Source organism: Burkholderia sp. PvR073 (genome assembly GCF_054055695.1).
Genome location: NZ_JBSRXO010000002.1, coordinates 474,310 through 488,863, shown reverse-complemented (window position 1 = coordinate 488,863; position 14,554 = coordinate 474,310). Strand labels below are relative to the sequence as shown.

The 14,554-nt window shown below is 68.7% G+C and carries 17 protein-coding genes; 8 read left to right on the top strand and 9 right to left on the bottom strand.

Annotation, left to right across the window (positions count from 1 at the left end):
- Positions 1 to 6: 6 nt before the first annotated feature.
- Positions 7 to 987, bottom strand: a complete 981-nt coding sequence (locus ACVK00_RS09405; protein WP_228908105.1) for an NAD-dependent epimerase/dehydratase family protein — start codon at positions 985 to 987, stop codon at positions 7 to 9.
- A gap of 99 nt (positions 988 to 1,086) precedes the next feature.
- Between ACVK00_RS09405 and ACVK00_RS09400 the strand changes: the two genes are divergently transcribed.
- A complete protein-coding gene (locus tag ACVK00_RS09400) occupies positions 1,087 to 1,986 on the top strand; it encodes a LysR family transcriptional regulator (RefSeq protein WP_228908106.1) in 900 nt (299 codons plus the stop codon).
- A 36-nt stretch (positions 1,987 to 2,022) separates the two neighbouring features.
- Here the strand turns inward: ACVK00_RS09400 and ACVK00_RS09395 are convergent, their stop codons facing one another.
- Complete coding sequence (locus tag ACVK00_RS09395; RefSeq protein WP_284895344.1) at positions 2,023 to 2,895, bottom strand: LysR family transcriptional regulator; 873 nt, start codon at positions 2,893 to 2,895, stop codon at positions 2,023 to 2,025.
- Between the two features lie 157 nt (positions 2,896 to 3,052).
- Between ACVK00_RS09395 and ACVK00_RS09390 the strand changes: the two genes are divergently transcribed.
- Positions 3,053 to 4,513, top strand: a complete 1,461-nt coding sequence (locus tag ACVK00_RS09390) for an MFS transporter (protein WP_284895345.1) — start codon at positions 3,053 to 3,055, stop codon at positions 4,511 to 4,513.
- Between the two features lie 75 nt (positions 4,514 to 4,588).
- Here the strand turns inward: ACVK00_RS09390 and ACVK00_RS09385 are convergent, their stop codons facing one another.
- Positions 4,589 to 4,786 carry an oxidoreductase-like domain-containing protein gene (locus ACVK00_RS09385; RefSeq protein ID WP_043175699.1) on the bottom strand — a complete coding sequence of 66 codons (198 nt, stop codon included), beginning with the start codon at positions 4,784 to 4,786 and terminating at the stop codon, positions 4,589 to 4,591.
- A 123-nt stretch (positions 4,787 to 4,909) separates the two neighbouring features.
- Between ACVK00_RS09385 and ACVK00_RS09380 the strand changes: the two genes are divergently transcribed.
- Positions 4,910 to 5,320, top strand: a complete 411-nt coding sequence (locus tag ACVK00_RS09380) for a RidA family protein (protein ID WP_228908109.1) — start codon at positions 4,910 to 4,912, stop codon at positions 5,318 to 5,320.
- 32 nt (positions 5,321 to 5,352) lie between these two features.
- Here ACVK00_RS09380 and ACVK00_RS09375 read toward each other — a convergent pair whose 3' ends face one another.
- Positions 5,353 to 6,066: an SDR family NAD(P)-dependent oxidoreductase gene (locus tag ACVK00_RS09375; protein WP_228908110.1), complete on the bottom strand. Its 714-nt coding sequence runs from the start codon at positions 6,064 to 6,066 to the stop codon at positions 5,353 to 5,355.
- 311 nt (positions 6,067 to 6,377) lie between these two features.
- On the opposite strand from ACVK00_RS09375, the gene ACVK00_RS09370 reads away from it, so the two are divergent.
- On the top strand, positions 6,378 to 7,133 hold the full coding sequence (locus tag ACVK00_RS09370; RefSeq protein ID WP_284895346.1) for a dihydrodipicolinate reductase C-terminal domain-containing protein: 756 nt from the start codon (positions 6,378 to 6,380) through the stop codon (positions 7,131 to 7,133).
- A 90-nt stretch (positions 7,134 to 7,223) separates the two neighbouring features.
- Here ACVK00_RS09370 and ACVK00_RS09365 read toward each other — a convergent pair whose 3' ends face one another.
- Positions 7,224 to 8,033, bottom strand: coding sequence for an SDR family oxidoreductase (locus tag ACVK00_RS09365; protein ID WP_284895347.1), 810 nt, complete (start codon positions 8,031 to 8,033; stop codon positions 7,224 to 7,226).
- On the bottom strand, positions 8,030 to 8,863 hold the full coding sequence (locus tag ACVK00_RS09360) for a molybdenum cofactor biosynthesis F family protein (protein ID WP_284895348.1): 834 nt from the start codon (positions 8,861 to 8,863) through the stop codon (positions 8,030 to 8,032). The genes ACVK00_RS09365 and ACVK00_RS09360 overlap by 4 nt, the downstream gene beginning before the upstream one ends.
- A 170-nt stretch (positions 8,864 to 9,033) precedes the next feature.
- Between ACVK00_RS09360 and ACVK00_RS09355 the strand changes: the two genes are divergently transcribed.
- From ACVK00_RS09355 to ACVK00_RS09345, 3 genes are all read left to right on the top strand, one after another.
- Entirely contained in the window at positions 9,034 to 9,828 is a 795-nt protein-coding gene (locus tag ACVK00_RS09355; RefSeq protein WP_284895349.1) for an AraC family transcriptional regulator, read from the top strand.
- A gap of 231 nt (positions 9,829 to 10,059) precedes the next feature.
- Positions 10,060 to 11,028: a DMT family transporter gene (locus ACVK00_RS09350; RefSeq protein WP_284895350.1), complete on the top strand. Its 969-nt coding sequence runs from the start codon at positions 10,060 to 10,062 to the stop codon at positions 11,026 to 11,028.
- Positions 11,029 to 11,153: 125 nt separating this feature from the next.
- A complete protein-coding gene (locus tag ACVK00_RS09345; RefSeq protein WP_284895351.1) occupies positions 11,154 to 11,726 on the top strand; it encodes a permease in 573 nt (190 codons plus the stop codon).
- A 99-nt stretch (positions 11,727 to 11,825) separates the two neighbouring features.
- Here ACVK00_RS09345 and ACVK00_RS09340 read toward each other — a convergent pair whose 3' ends face one another.
- Positions 11,826 to 11,960, bottom strand: a complete 135-nt coding sequence (locus ACVK00_RS09340) for an entericidin A/B family lipoprotein (RefSeq protein WP_011659177.1) — start codon at positions 11,958 to 11,960, stop codon at positions 11,826 to 11,828.
- A gap of 234 nt (positions 11,961 to 12,194) precedes the next feature.
- On the opposite strand from ACVK00_RS09340, the gene ACVK00_RS09335 reads away from it, so the two are divergent.
- Positions 12,195 to 13,490, top strand: a complete 1,296-nt coding sequence (locus ACVK00_RS09335) for an aspartate carbamoyltransferase (RefSeq protein WP_006758102.1) — start codon at positions 12,195 to 12,197, stop codon at positions 13,488 to 13,490.
- A 138-nt stretch (positions 13,491 to 13,628) separates the two neighbouring features.
- Here ACVK00_RS09335 and ACVK00_RS09330 read toward each other — a convergent pair whose 3' ends face one another.
- Both ACVK00_RS09330 and ACVK00_RS09325 read right to left on the bottom strand, forming a co-directional pair.
- Positions 13,629 to 14,048 carry a type II toxin-antitoxin system VapC family toxin gene (locus tag ACVK00_RS09330; protein ID WP_284895352.1) on the bottom strand — a complete coding sequence of 140 codons (420 nt, stop codon included), beginning with the start codon at positions 14,046 to 14,048 and terminating at the stop codon, positions 13,629 to 13,631.
- Complete coding sequence (locus ACVK00_RS09325) at positions 14,045 to 14,284, bottom strand: FitA-like ribbon-helix-helix domain-containing protein (protein WP_228910013.1); 240 nt, start codon at positions 14,282 to 14,284, stop codon at positions 14,045 to 14,047. The genes ACVK00_RS09330 and ACVK00_RS09325 overlap by 4 nt, the downstream gene beginning before the upstream one ends.
- Between the last annotated feature and the right edge of the window lie 270 nt (positions 14,285 to 14,554).

Here is a 14,554-nt window from a genome sequence, read left to right as displayed (position 1 = left end):
CCACCGTCATCGCAAGCACCCGAGCCCCGCCAGCGCCGCCTCCACCGCCGTATCGAGCGGCGTCACCGGCTCGCGGCCGAGTACCGCCGTCACCCGCGCGTTATCCATCCGGAGCGGCTCGCGCCACAGATAACGCATCTCGATCATCTCGCGCATCGTCGTGACGAACGGCGCGGCGACCCACACGAGCCACCACGGGAAACGCCGCACCGTCGGCCGCATCCCGTGCCGCTGCGCGACGCGGCGCACGGCCTGCGCCATCTGCGTGCCGTCCGCGTCCCAGTGGCCGCCAAGATGAAAGCGCGCGAACGGCTCCAGCGTGTCGCGCCGCTCGATCAACTCGACCATCGTGCGCGCGACGTCCGGCAGGTACGCCCATTGATGGCCGACGCCCGGCCGGCCCGGCACGCTGATGGCCGCAACGGGCCGCCCTGCCTTGACGAGCCCCTGCCCGAACCAGTTGTTGCCCGCGTGCGCCCCGAAGAAATCGCCGGCCCGCACGATGATCGTGCGGACGCCCTGCGCGGTCGCCGCCTGCAACCGCTGCTCCAGCTCGACGCGGATCGCGCCCTTGCGCGTCGTCGGATGCTGCGGGGCCTCTTCGCGCAATACCGGAAACGCGTCGGGACCGTAGTTGTAGATAGTCCCCGGCAGCACGACAGTCGCCTGCGCCACCGTCGCCGCCGCGATCGTGTTGTCGATCATCGGCAGCACCTGCCCGCTCCAGTTCCGGTAGCCGGGCGGGTTCACCGCATGCACGATCACGCTGCAGCCGCGCGCCGCGCGGACCACCGTCTCGCGGTCGAGCGCGTCGCCGCGTATCCATGCAATCCCGTCGCGCTCCACCGTCCCGGCGTCGAGCCCGCGCTTGAGCGCGCGCACCTGCCAGCCGGCATCGCGCAACTGACGCGCGACCTCGCCGCCGATGCCTCCGCTCGCGCCGAGCACGAGTGCCTGTCGTTGCGTCCCGCCTGCGTTCGCCGTCATTGCCGTTCTCCGTGTATGAACCGTTGACAGCACGCATTCTGGCGCCCGGCCGCTTAATAAGGAATTGCCGAACCTGATGGATCAGCTATACATTTATGCATGACCATCGATCTGAACTGGGAACGCTACCGCACCTTCCTTGCCGTGCTGACTGAAGGCTCGCTGTCGGGCGCGGCGCGCGCGCTCGGCATCACGCAGCCGACGGCCGGCCGCCACGTCGCGGCGCTCGAGGCCGCATTCGGCCAGACGCTGTTCACGCGCTCGCCGTCGGGGCTGCTGCCGACCGAGGCGGCCCTCGCGCTGCGCGGCCATGCCGAGGCGCTGCGCAGCGCGGCGGCCGCGTTCGAGCGAGCGGCCGCGAGCCACGGCGCGGGCGTGCGCGGCACCGTGCGGATCTCGGCCAGCGACGTGATCGCGGTCGAGGTGCTGCCGCCGATGCTCGCGCAATTGCGGCGCGACCATCCGGGGCTCGTGATCGAACTGGTGCCGACCGACCGCATCCAGGACGTATTGAACCGCGAGGCCGACATCGCGGTGCGGATGGCGCCGCCCGCGCAGGACGCGCTCGTCGCGCGGCGCGTCGGCGAGATCGACGTCGGGCTGTTTGCGCGCGACGACTACCTGGCGCGCAACGGCACACCATCGACCACCGGCGAACTCGCCCATCACGCGCTGATCGGTTTCGATACGGTCACGCCTTTCATCCGCTCGGCCGGACGCGGGATGCCGTTGTGGAAGCGCGATGCGTTCGCGCTGCGCACCGACAGCAATCTCGCGCAACTCGCGATGATTCGCGCGGGCTACGGAATCGGCTTCTGCCAGAACGGGCTCGCGAAACGCGACGCGAGGCTCGTGCGCGTGCTGCCGGACGGGCCCGCGATGAAACTGGAGACCTGGGTGGTCATGCACGAGGATCTGCGCACGAGCCCGCGTTGCCGGGCCGTGTTCGATGCGCTGGCGAACGGGCTGCGCGCGTATGCCGACGGGACGGCCGACTAGGCCGTTCAGCCCCGCCGCGCCCGCCCGCTTCATGCTTCACATCAGCAACTGCCGCGACAGCACCTCGCGCGCCTGCGTGACCGTCTCGCGCTCGCCGGGCATCGGCGGCGTCAGCGAGAACACCGCGTCGGGCAGCGCCGGCAGCCGGTATTTCGCGCCGAGCCGCACCAGGCCCTCACCGATCGCCGACGCGCACAAACAGCCGACGCCGAGCCCCGCCGCGAGCATCGACTGCAGCCCCGCGACGCCCGACGCGCTGTGCACGAGCACGTACGGCGCGTGCTGCTCGTCGAGCGAGCGCACCGCGATCTGATGCATCATGCAGTCGTCCGGCAGCAGCACGAGCGGCAACGGCTCGGGCAACTGCTCGGCGAGCGCCGGCGACGCGACCCACGACAGCGGCTCGCGCCGCAGCACCCAGCGCGTATCGGCCGACGCGGGCCGGAACGGACCGCTCGACAGGTTCATCACGACCCCGAGGTCGATCTGCCCGCGCGCATGGGCGGCCTCGATCTCCGCGCTCTTCATCGCGCTCACGTGCAGGCTCAGTTGCGGGTAGCACTCCCGCAGCCGCGCGAGCAGGCCCGCGACTTCATGCGTGCGGTAGTAGTCGGTGATCGCAACGCGCAACTCACCCTTGATCGCCTGTCCGCGCAGCTCGTCGAACGCGGCCTCGTTCAGCGCGACGATGCGCCGTGCATGCTGCAACAGGCGCGCGCCGGCCGGCGTCGGCTCGACGCCGCGCTTGCTGCGCACGAACAGCGGCACGCCGGCGCGCGATTCGAGCTTGCGCACCTGCTCGCTGACCGTCGACTGCGACAGGTGCAGCCGCGGCGCGGCGGCCGTCAGGCTGCCGGCGTCCGCCACCACCGCGAATGTGCGTAACTGATCCAGGTCGAAACCGCGCATCGCCCTCTCCACCCATCGGATAACCCGATGGATGCTACCACCAATTCCCGCTTTTCCGAATCATCGACGGTCCCCAGAATATCGGTTCACCGGCGCGTCTGAACACCCGTTTCGACTGGATTCAGCATGCGGCCCTCATTCTCTCGGACTTGCGTTCATGACCGACAACACCCTCGCCCCTTGCGCACCGGCCGGCGCAGCCGCCGCGGCACCGCCGCGCAGCCATCACGGCTGGGCGCTCGTGGTCCTGCTGGTCGGCGCCATTCTGCCGCCGCTCGACTACTTCATCGTGAATCTCGCGCTGCCGGCCATCCGCGACGGCATCGGTGCGCGCCCGGCCGAGCTGCAGCTCGTCGTGTCGGCCTACGCGTGTGCGAACGCGGTCGTGCAGATCACCGGCGGGCGCTTGGGCGACCTGTACGGCCGCAAGCGGATGTTCATGGTCGGGATGGCCGGCTTCGTCGTCGCATCGGCGCTGTGCGGGCTCGCCGGCAGCGGCGCGGTGCTGGTCGGCGGCCGCGTGCTGCAGGGCCTGTTCGCCGCGATCCTCGCGCCGCAGGTGCTCGCGACGATCCGCAGCGTGTTCAGCCCGCAGGAGCAGGTGCGCGTGATGGGCTTCTACGGTTTCGTGTTCGGCCTCGCGGCCGTGATCGGCCAGCTCGGCGGCGGTGCGCTGATCAGCCTGCATCCGTTCGGGCTCGGCTGGCGCGCGATCTTCCTGGTCAATGTGCCGATCGGCATCCTCGCGCTGCTCGGCAGCTGGCGCTTCATCCCGGAGAGCCGGCCGCCGCGCGGCCAGCGCATCGACGTGCCCGGCACGGTACTGCTGTCGCTGTTCCTGCTGATGCTCGTCTATCCGCTGACGCACGGGCGCGAGGCGGGCTGGCCGCTGTGGATGGTCGCGTGCGTCGTTGGCGCGCTGCCGATGCTCGGCGCACTGCTGGCGGTCGAAGCGCGCCGGCTCGCCGGCGGCCGCGATGCGCTGCTCGACGTGCGCCTGCTGCGCAACCCGGTCGTCGCGCTCGGGCTCACGCTCGCGTTCCTGTTCTACATGCTGAGCGCGTTCTTCCTGAGCTACGGGATCTATCTGCAGGGCTGCCTGAACTGGTCGCCGCTCGCGTCGGGGCTCGCGATCCTGCCGCTCGGCATCGGCTTCCTCGCCAGCCCGTTGCTGATGCCGCGCCTCGTCGCCCGGTTCGGCGGCTATCGCGTGCTCACGCTCGGCTTCGCGATGCTCGCGGCCGGCGTCGCGACCGCCGCTGCGCTGGCCGGCGAACATGCGCCCGGCGCGGGCTTCTATGCGGGCCTCGCGGCGATCGGCGTCGGGCAAGGGCTCGTGCTGCCGTCGGTCGTGCGGATCGTGCTCGCGGAAGTCGACGCGGCGCGCGCCGGGGTCGCCTCCGGCATGGTCACCGCGATGCTGCAGATCGGCGCGGCCGTCGGTGCGGCGACGCTCGGCGGGTTGTTCTTCGCGCGGCTCGGCGCGCAGCCGGGGGCGCTCGACTACGTGCAGGGATTCAGGACGGCGATGTGGGCGCTGACGGTCGTGCTGCTCGTGTGCGTCGCGCTGTCGGCCGCGTTGGGGCCGATGCATCGACGGGCGCGGGCCGGCGTGTGACGGTGGCGGGCTCGCGGCACATTGCCGGCGGCGACACGGAAACGGTGCAGGCGCGACCGCTCGCCGGCATCGGGCTCACGGGTGATGCTTGAGCGGCGCGTGGCGCGCTTCCCATTCGGCCAGTTCGACGCGATAGCGCGCCAGCGCTTCGTCGTACAGGTCGAAAACGCACGGCGAGCAGCCGCTGTTGCAGCAGTCTTCCAGTTCAGGTTGTTCGGGCGGGGTGGGACGCGGATCGTCGTCCGGCGTATCCGCAGAGGCAGGCTTGGTCACGTCTTCATTCGGTCACATGATGCTGAACGAACAGTATACGGTGATGGACTGCGACATGCAGGCGCCCCGCCCGCACGGGACCCTGCGTTCGCGCGTCGACGACCGACCAACAGGAGCCGCGTCATGGCCGAAGCAGTGAATCCGCCGGAACTCTGGGCGCCGTTCGGCGCGTTCTCGATGGCCGTGGTCCAGGGCGCCGGCCGGATCGTTCATCTGAAGGGACAGGTCGCACTCGACAGGGACGGACGCGTCGTGGGTGCCGCCGACATGCGCGCGCAGGTCCGGCAAACGCTCGGCAACATTCGCGACGTGCTCGCCGCGATGGGCGGGCAGATGCAGGATGTGATCTCGCTGGTTCACTACGCGACCGACATCGACGCGTTCATGCAGGCCGGCGACATCCGCGAGACGTTCTTCGCCGAACCCTATCCCGTGACGACAACCGTCCAGGTCGAACGTCTCTACCGCCCCGATCTGCTGATTGAAATCGCGGCGATCGCGGAAATTCCGCGTGCGCGATTCCGCATGCGTTGACGTCGTGCCCGAGCGCGATAGCCCGCCACCCGCTATGCCACGCGCCCGCTCACCGGAATCGATGCGCCGGTGATCGCCTGCGCATCGGTCGACAGCAGGAACCCGATCGTCGCCGCGAGCTGTTCGGGCCGGACCCAGCGTGAGAAGTCCGCGTCCGGCATGTCCGCACGATTCGGCGGCGTGTCGATGATGCTCGGCAGCAGCGCGTTCACGGTCACGCCGCGATCGAGCAGCTCCGCCGCCAGCGCCTCGGTGAGCCGCGCGACGCCCGCCTTCGCCGCCGCATACGCGCCCATTCCCGCGCCGGCCTTGAACGCCGCGCCTGCCCCGATGTTGACGATACGGCCGGCCGGACTCGCCACCAGATACGGCAGCGCGGCCTTCGACGCATTCAGTGCCGTCTTCACGTTCAGTTCGTACATGCGGTCCCACGTGGCTGCATCGCCGTCGGCGATCGTCTGCCATACGAACGCGCCCGCGATGTTCAGCAGCGCGTCGACCCGGCCGAATTCGCGATTCACGGTGTCGAGCGCGCGCGCGGCCGCCTGCGGATCGACGAGGTCGATGCCGCCGACGCGCAGCGCATCGGCCGGCACGCCGGGCAACGCCTGCGCGTCCGGCGCCGCGCCGCGGCCGATCAGCGCGACGCGGGCGCCGCGCTGGCCGAGCCACGCGGCCGTGGCGACGCCGAGATGACCGAATCCGCCGGTGATCGCGACTGCCTTGCCTTTCAGGTCGTGTTCCATCGATGTGCTCTCCTTGGGTCCAGGGGTGTTTGATGATGCGTAGTTAGGGGGCAATGCCGGCCGCGACACGGACGCGCCCGGCCGGCGTTTCGACAGCGTAGCGCCGTTCACGCTTGCGTGGGCACTACGACGCATGCGTGGATGCCGGCCACGTCGGCAAGCCGACACGCCGGTGCTGCATGGGTGCGCCGCGCTCGGGCGGGCATAATGCGCGATCACGGTGCGCCGCGCGGTGGATCATGATCGCGCCGGGCCCTTGAACGGCCTGCGCCATTTTCGTATTGAAACCCGAACCTCAACCCGTCTATCCCATGCAAGTAATCGTCGTTGGCACCGGCAAGCTGGCAACCGAACTGCTCGGCTCGCACCGGCTCGACCCGTCAACCTGTCACGTGATGGCCTGGTCCGAGCATGCACGCACCGAGCTGCAACGTAGCGACGACGCCCGACGCAGCGACGCCCGACGTAGCGACACCCGACGTAGCGACGCCCGACGTAGCGACGCCCGATCGATCGTCGTGCACGCCGGGTCCGGCCGCGAGCTGCCCGCCGCGATCGCATTCTGCCAGGCAACCGGTTCGCCGCTCGTCGAGCTGTCCACCGGCTCCGACCTCGAAACCGGATCGCACGACTTCCCCATCGTGCTCTGTCCGAATACGAACATCCTGATGCTCAAGTTCATGAGCATGCTGGAAACCAGCGGCCATCTGTTTCGCGACTGCCGCATCAGCGTGACGGAGTCGCATCAGGCCAGCAAGACATCCGTGCCCGGCACCGCGGTCGGCATCGGCCAGTCGCTCGGTATTCCAGCGCAGGAGATCCGCTCCGTACGCGACCCGAACGAGCAGCGCGACGCATTGCAGATTCCCGACGATCAGCTCGGCCGCCATGCATTCCACCGGATCCGCATCGAGGACGACGCGTGCAGCCTGCAGTTCGAATCCCGCGTGTACGGCGCGTCGCCTTACGCGGACGGCGTGTCGCGGATCGTCGAGGCCGTCCGGCAGCACGCGCTCGAACCGCGCCGGTATTCGATCGTCGAGTTCATTCACAACGGCTGGCTGTAGGCGCAGCACGCGCGACGACGCGCGGGCCGGCCGCCGACGCACCTGCCGGCACACGCGACGGCCACAATCGCGCCATCGTCGACGCTTGCGTTACGTGTCGCCCAGCACGGCCCCGCTCTCCGGCAACGTCGCGCCGCCATCGACGACAATCGTCTGCCCGGTGATGTACGCCGCGTCGGCCGATGCGAGAAACAGCATCGCATTCGCGATGTCCTCCGGCTCACCCATCCGCGCAAGCGGAATGTCGCGCGCGATCTGCGCGGCGACCGACGCATCGCCGAGATTGCCGGCCGCCGGCGTGCGGATCATTCCCGGCTCGACGCCGTTGACCGTCACGTTGCGGCGCGCGAGTTCAAGCGCCGCCGCGCGGATGAAGCCGTTCACGCCGGCCTTCGACGCCGCGTAGTGCGCGAGCCCCGGATAGACGACGCGCGGCCCGGTCACCGACGACGTGACGAGCAGCCGCCCCGCCCCCGCCCGCTCGAATGCCGGCAGCGCGGCCTGCGCGAGCCAGAACAGCGCCGACAGGTTGACCGACAGCGTCCGCGCGAGCGTCGGCTCGTCGATCTGCGCAAACGGCGTCAGCGGAAAATACGCGGCGTTGTGGATGACGACGTCGAGCCGGCCGCCATCGCGTTCGACCGCCGCGACGAGCGCGCCGAGTTCGTCGCGACTCGCGGCGTCGACGCGATACGCGCGCGCCGCGCCGCCCGCGCCGACGAGCGCGTCCGCCTGCGCGGCAGCCGCATCGGCGTTGAGATCGGCGAGCGCGACGAACGCATCGGATTGCGCGAAACGACGCGCAATCGCGGCGCCGATCCCCTGCGCGGCGCCCGTGACCAGCACGACGCGTCCGCTGAAATCAGCGTGCAAGCGGCCGCTGCCCGGCACGGCGTTCATCGCTGCGCCCCGTCGCCGAGCGGATGCACGGTTTCGTTCAGAACCTGCGCATGCGCGCCGACCGGGAAGTTCGACAGCGTGCCGAAATCGCCTCCCTGATAGCCGAAGATCTTGCCGTCGGTCTTGCGTTGCGCGAGGTCGATCAGCACGACGCCGAGCGTCGGCACCACCTTCTCGCGCCACACGAACAGATACAGCTCATCGGCGATCCTGAAGTAATGGCAGCGGTCCACGTCGGCGAGCCCGCCTTCGACGCCCTGCAGGCATTGCCATGCGTAGAAGTTCTCGTTCAGGTAGATGTGCTCGTAGCATTCGGTCGGGCTGTAGCGATACATCGTCCGCTTGCCGATCAGTTCGCGCGTGGGGCCGTGCGGCGGGCCCGGCTGCGCGTGGCCGCCGAGCGTGCCGTGCCGGAACGCCGCGTCGACGCCGGTCAGCGGCAGCCCGCGCGCGACGCGCGTGAACGCGTCGATATGCGTGTCGGCCTCGGTCGGCAGCGTGCCGACCACCGACGTCCACACGCCGTTGCCGACGTCGATCACGAGGCTGACCGACGTCGCACGTGCGGCCGGATCGATGTAATCGACGAAGTACAGCGCGTCGCGCAACCGCGTCACGCGGCACGGTGCGCGGCCGCCCGTATCGGTCGCCGCGTCGCGCCATTGCAACGCGCCCGCCTCGAACGTATAGACGCGCCATGCACCGGATGCGTCGACGAGGGTCAGCGATTGCCCGACGAGTGCGTTCACGGGCGCGAGGATGTGCGCGTCCGGCGCGAATCCGTCCGCGAGCGCGCCAACCTGAATGAATACCGGATCCTGTCGTTCCACCTGCCGTCTCCCGCGCAGCTTCAGGCCCGGCGGGCCATGTACGCTGCTGATGTGCACATGGTGCGGGCTGCGCGCGCCGCGCGGTATCGGCCAAAAGGATGAAGGGCGCGCGGCGCCGGAACGCGCTAGAGTGCACGTGATCCGCGCCGCTGCCGGCGCAAGGAGCGCACATGCATCGCATCACCCATTACCGACGGACCGACGAAGGAATCGAGGCGATCAGCCTCGAGTCCGATCGCGCGTTTCCGCGGCACGCGCATGACGAATTCGGGGTCGGCGTGATCGTCAGCGGCGCGCATCGGTCGTGGAGCGGCCGCGGGCAGGTCGACGCGCTGGCCGGCGACGCGATCATGGTCAATCCGGGCGAAATGCACGACGGGATGCCGATCGATGCGGGCACGGGTCGGCGCTGGCGGATGCTGTACCTCGCGCCCGCGCTGGTGGCCGGCGTCGCGACGGAAGAAGGCCTCGAGGGCGTCGAGCTCACACACCCGGCCGTGCGCGACGCACGGCTCGCCGCCGCCTTCGGCCGGTTGCATGCACGGATCGTCGCAGGGGAAACCCTGCCGCTCGCCCGCGACGAGGCCCTCGTGACGCTGGTCGCCGGGCTGCTCGCGCGGCATTCGAACCGCGCGCTGCCGGCCGCCGGCGTCGCGCCGGCGATCCGCATGGCCCGCGAGCGGCTCGATGCGGCACCCGCGGCACCCGTTTCGCTTGCCGAACTGGCCGGCCTGAGCGGTGTGAGCCGCTTCCAGTTGCTGCGCGGGTTCGCGCGCGAGCTCGGCATCACGCCGCACGCGTATCTGCTGCAATCGCGCACGCGACTGGCTCGTGCGCTGCTTGCAAGCGGCCGGCCGATCGCGGATGCCGCGGCCGAAGCCGGGTTTGCCGACCAGAGCCACCTGACGCGCGCATTCGCGCGCCAGTTCGGCATCACGCCTGGGCGATTCACGCAGGCCGGCTGACGGGCTTGGTTGTCCCGAAGGAAGGGTCCCGAGGCGATGCTGGCCGCGGCACGGCGGCACCGCGGCGCGGATCGCTGCCATTCGTCGCATTCCGTAGCGGCAGCGCTCGATGCCTGCGTTACCGGCCGCCCCGACGGTGGACACAGCGCCCCACCCCGCGCCCTCCCGCTCGCCATTCTCGCTGCAATTTCGTTCAAGACGCCCGCGCCGCCGCACGGCACGATGCGGCGCATGAAGACACGACTGATCGGCTATCTCTATCTCGCCGCCGCGATGGCGGGCGTCGGCAGCACCGTCATCGCGAGCCGCCTCGCGGCCGACGGCCTGCCGCCGTTCGCGGCCACCGCGCTGCGCTTCCTGATCGCAACCCCGTTGCTGTACGGGCTGATGCGGGCGCAGCGAATGCAATGGCCGCGTATCTCCGCACGCGACGCCGTCCTGCTGGTCGTCCAGGCGGCGGCGGGCGGGGTCGGCTATACCGTGCTGCTGATCAGCGGCACGAAGCTGTCGTCGCCGATCGATGCCGGCGTGATGCTCGGCACGTTGCCGGCGATGTCGACGCTGATCGCGGCGCTCGTGCTGCACGAGCGGCAGACGCCGCGCGACTGGGGCGCGGCCGCGCTCGCCACCGCCGGCGTGCTGTTCGTCACGTTCGCGCCCGGCCAGGCCATGCCGTCGCTGCGGACGCTCGCCGGCGACGCGCTGGTGCTGGCCGCCGTCGCATGCGAAGCCGTGTTCATCCTGCTCAACCGGCGGCTGTCGACACCGTTGCCGCCGCTCGCGCTGTCGACGGCGATGTCGGGCCTCGGCTTCATGCTCGCGCTGGCGCCAGCCGCGTTCGAATGGCACGCGCTGGCGACCGGCTGGACCATCAGCGCGATATCGGCGATCGCGTACTACGCGCTGGTACCGACCGTGCTCGGCTACCTCTGCTGGTATGCGGGTTCGGCACGCACCAGCGGCACCGAGGCCGCGCTGTTCACGGCGGTCGCGCCGGTCTCGGCCGTGCTGTTCGCCGTCGCGCTGTTCGGCGAGACGCTCGGCGGCACGCGGCTGCTCGGCATCGCGCTCGTCGTCACGGGGATGCTGGTGGGCGCGACGCGGCGACGTGAACCGCCGCCACGCGAAACGGATGCACGGTCGAGGTTGCCGACGGGGCCGACGGGGCCGGCGGCATCCACGTCGACCGCCAGCGATTGATCCGCGCGAGCGACGACTGTAGGAATGTGTCCGCGCGCGGCAAAACCGTTGCGCGCCGTCGCGCAAGATGCAATATTCGCGGGGCCGGGCCATTTGACAACCATCGAACAATAATTCGCATCGCCATGAACAAGAAGGAAGCCAGAACGAGAATCGCGGTGCTGCTGTCCGAGGGCGCAAGGAAGGCCGACGTGCTGGCCGAGCTGGCCGGACAGGGCCTCAAGGATCACGTACTCGCGCGCCTGATCGCGTCGCGCCCCGACCCCGAGCTGTGCAGAAAGAACAAGGTGCACACCTGGATCCTGATCGGGCTCGGCATCGCGCAGTTGCTGATCAGCCTCGCACTCGGCTATCTCATCGCGGCCGCCGCCAGCGAATCCGGCAGCACCGGCATGCTCGGCAAAGGCCTTGCGGGGCTGTTTCTCGTGCTGACCGTGCCGCTGTCCCTGCTGTTCATCTGGGGCTTCGCGACCCATCGCGTCGGCGCGTATCACGCGTTCATCATTCTGTCGCTGCTGCAACTGCCGAAGACCATCGCCGATCTCGCACACGATCCGTCGTCGGCGCTGCCGAGCCTCGGGGTGACGGTCATCCTGCTGGGCTACGTCTGGTTCGTCCGCAACCGGATGTTCCCCGACTTCGGCTGGTTCACGCCCCGCAAGGTCGACGGCCGTTACGCATTCGTGGAAAGCGCCTGACGCCGCCTCCGCCTGCATCGCGAACCATGAAAAAAGGCGCCGGGCCGCCCCGCAATCGCGGGACGGCCCGGCGCCTTCTGCATTCCGGAACCCGGCGGCTTACTTCGCCTTTTCAGCCGAGTCGCTGATCGCCTGGCCACCCTTCGAAATGTCCTGCCCCACGCCCGCAACGGTATTGCAACCGGCGAGCGCGGCAGTCACCACCAGCAGCACTGCAGCAATCGTACGCGTCATTCTCATTCTCCTTCGAATCAACAAGCCCGACCGGGCGAATCGTATGCGGCGTGGTGCCCTGCAACGCGCAGGACACGGGGCCTGACCTGATTATACGGAGACGGCCGCCGCACGCCAGTAGTGGCCGAGCCGGTGTCACACGGGCCACACAGCCGTGGCACGCAGATTTTCCTTGACTTCGCCGGCTCGCAAACTAATATACGCACCGCGTACATTTTCCATCAGGTGCTGCCGATGACCGTTCCCCAGCAAGCCTTCCTGCGCGACGCGATGCGTCGCCTCAACATGACCCGCGAAGCGTTCGCGAACCGCATCGGCGTAAGTCGTCGCGCGCTCGATACGTGGCTATTGCCCGACGACTCGCAGGAATCGCGCGGAATGCCCGAGATCGTCGAGCGCTTCGTGTCGGAAATCGTCGAACGCTCGGCCCCGGACGGCGGCGACTATACGCAAAGCGTAGACAAACAAGGGCTCTCGAAGCAGTTCCTGTTCGAAGGCAAGCCGCAGTTGATCTCGGTGGACCAGTTCTCGCGCGATTCGGTCGAGGCGCTCTTCCGTGTGGCCGACGTGATGCAGCCGATCGCGCGCCGCCACAAGATTTCGCGCGTGCTCGAAGGCGCCGTGCTCGGCAACCTGTTCTTCGAAGCCAGCACGCGCACCCGCGTGTCGTTCGGCGCGGCCTTCTGCCGGCTCGGCGGCTCGGTATGCGACACGACCGGCTTCACGTTCTCGTCGATGGCCAAGGGCGAATCGATCTACGACACGAGCCGCGTGATGGCCGGCTATGTCGACGCGCTCGTGATCCGTCACCCTGAGAAAGGCTCGGTTGCCGAATTCGCCCGCGCGACCAACCTGCCGGTGATCAACGGCGGCGACGGCCCGGGCGAACACCCGAGCCAGGCGCTGCTCGACCTCTATACGATCCAGCGCGAATTCTCGCGACTCGGCAAGATCGTCGACGGCGCGCACATCGCGCTCGTCGGCGACCTGAAATACGGCCGCACCGTGCATTCGCTCGTCAAGCTGCTCGCGCTGTATCGCGGGCTGAAGTTCACGCTCGTATCGCCGCCGACGCTCGAAATGCCCGCGTACATCATCGAGCAGATCGCGACGAACGGCCACGTGATCGAGCAGACCAACGACCTCGCCGCGGGGCTGCGCGGCGCGGATGTCGTCTATGCGACGCGGATCCAGAAGGAGCGCTTCACCGACGAGTCGTTCGAAGGCTACACGCCGGATTTCCAGATCAACCAGGCACTCGTCGATTCCGTCTGCAAACCCGACACGCTGATCATGCACCCGCTGCCGCGCGACAGTCGGCCCGGCGCGAACGACCTGTCGGTCGACCTGAACCGCGATCCGCGTCTCGCGATTTTCCGGCAGACCGACAACGGCATTCCGGTGCGGATGGCGATCTTCGCGGTGCTGCTCGGCGTCGAGAATCTCGTCCAGCACTCGATGCGCGACGCGACATGGCGCCCGCCGGCGTACCTCGGGCCGGAGGATGCGGTGTTTCACGGGATCGATTGACCCGCATCCGGCGCCACGCGGCCGCCCTTGATCGCTTCAGTTCAGGGGCCGCGCACGCCGACATGACGCACAACGCGCCGCCTTGCACGGCGCGTTTTCATTTTCGGCGCGGGTGACGCGCAAGCGGCCGGCACGGCGTTATCGGGCCCACGGGTCGATCACGCGCAAGCCCGCCGCTTCGAACGGCGCGACGTCACGCGTCGCCACGATCAACCCGTTCGCCACAGCCGTTGCAGCGATAAATCCATCGGCAGACGCCATCGCGTTGCCCGTGGCGCGAGCCTTCGCGCGAAGGCTCGCATACGCTTTACTGGCCGCATCGTCGAACGGCAGGATCCGGCCGCGAAACAGCGGCACGACGCGCTGCTCGATGCTTTGGTGCAGCCAGTCCCGCCTTCGCCCTTCCTGCAACGCGGCCACGCCGAAGCGCATTTCCGCGAGGCTGATCGCGGCAAGAAACAGCGTCTCGACATTCTGCGCATCGAGCCATTCGATCACGGCCGCACTCGGCTCGCGCCGCAGCGGCTCGGAAATGACGTTGGTATCGACGAGGATCATTCGAAGCTCATCGGATCGATTGGCGCGCTCTCGCGCGGAATCTCGAAATCGACACCACCCGCCTCGCGCCCGATTTCGGCCAGCAGCGTCCCAAGCTTCGCCCGCCCGCCGGGCCGAACGGCCTCCTCGAGGATGGCGCGCACCTCCGCTTCGGTACTGCGACCATGTTGCGCCGCACGGACGCGAAGCGCGCGATGCACCTCGTCGGGCAAATTTCGAACGGTAATAACCGGCATGATGCACCCCGCCACAATTGCTTTCAATGCATTCATATTATCACCTTGCTGTCACGGGAGACGAATGAAAACGCAACCACTGTAGCTCGTTCGAAACGCCCTTCACATTCGGCCATTCGGCCATCTCCCCCGCCCCGCAAGCCCTGAAGGCCTCCGTCACATTCGGCAACGTTTTCTCACAAATGCAAACAAGAATGCTTCTCATTCAAAAGAAAATTACATAGAATGCCCGCTGAAAACAAATCGTAATAATTCCGGGCGGCATGCACG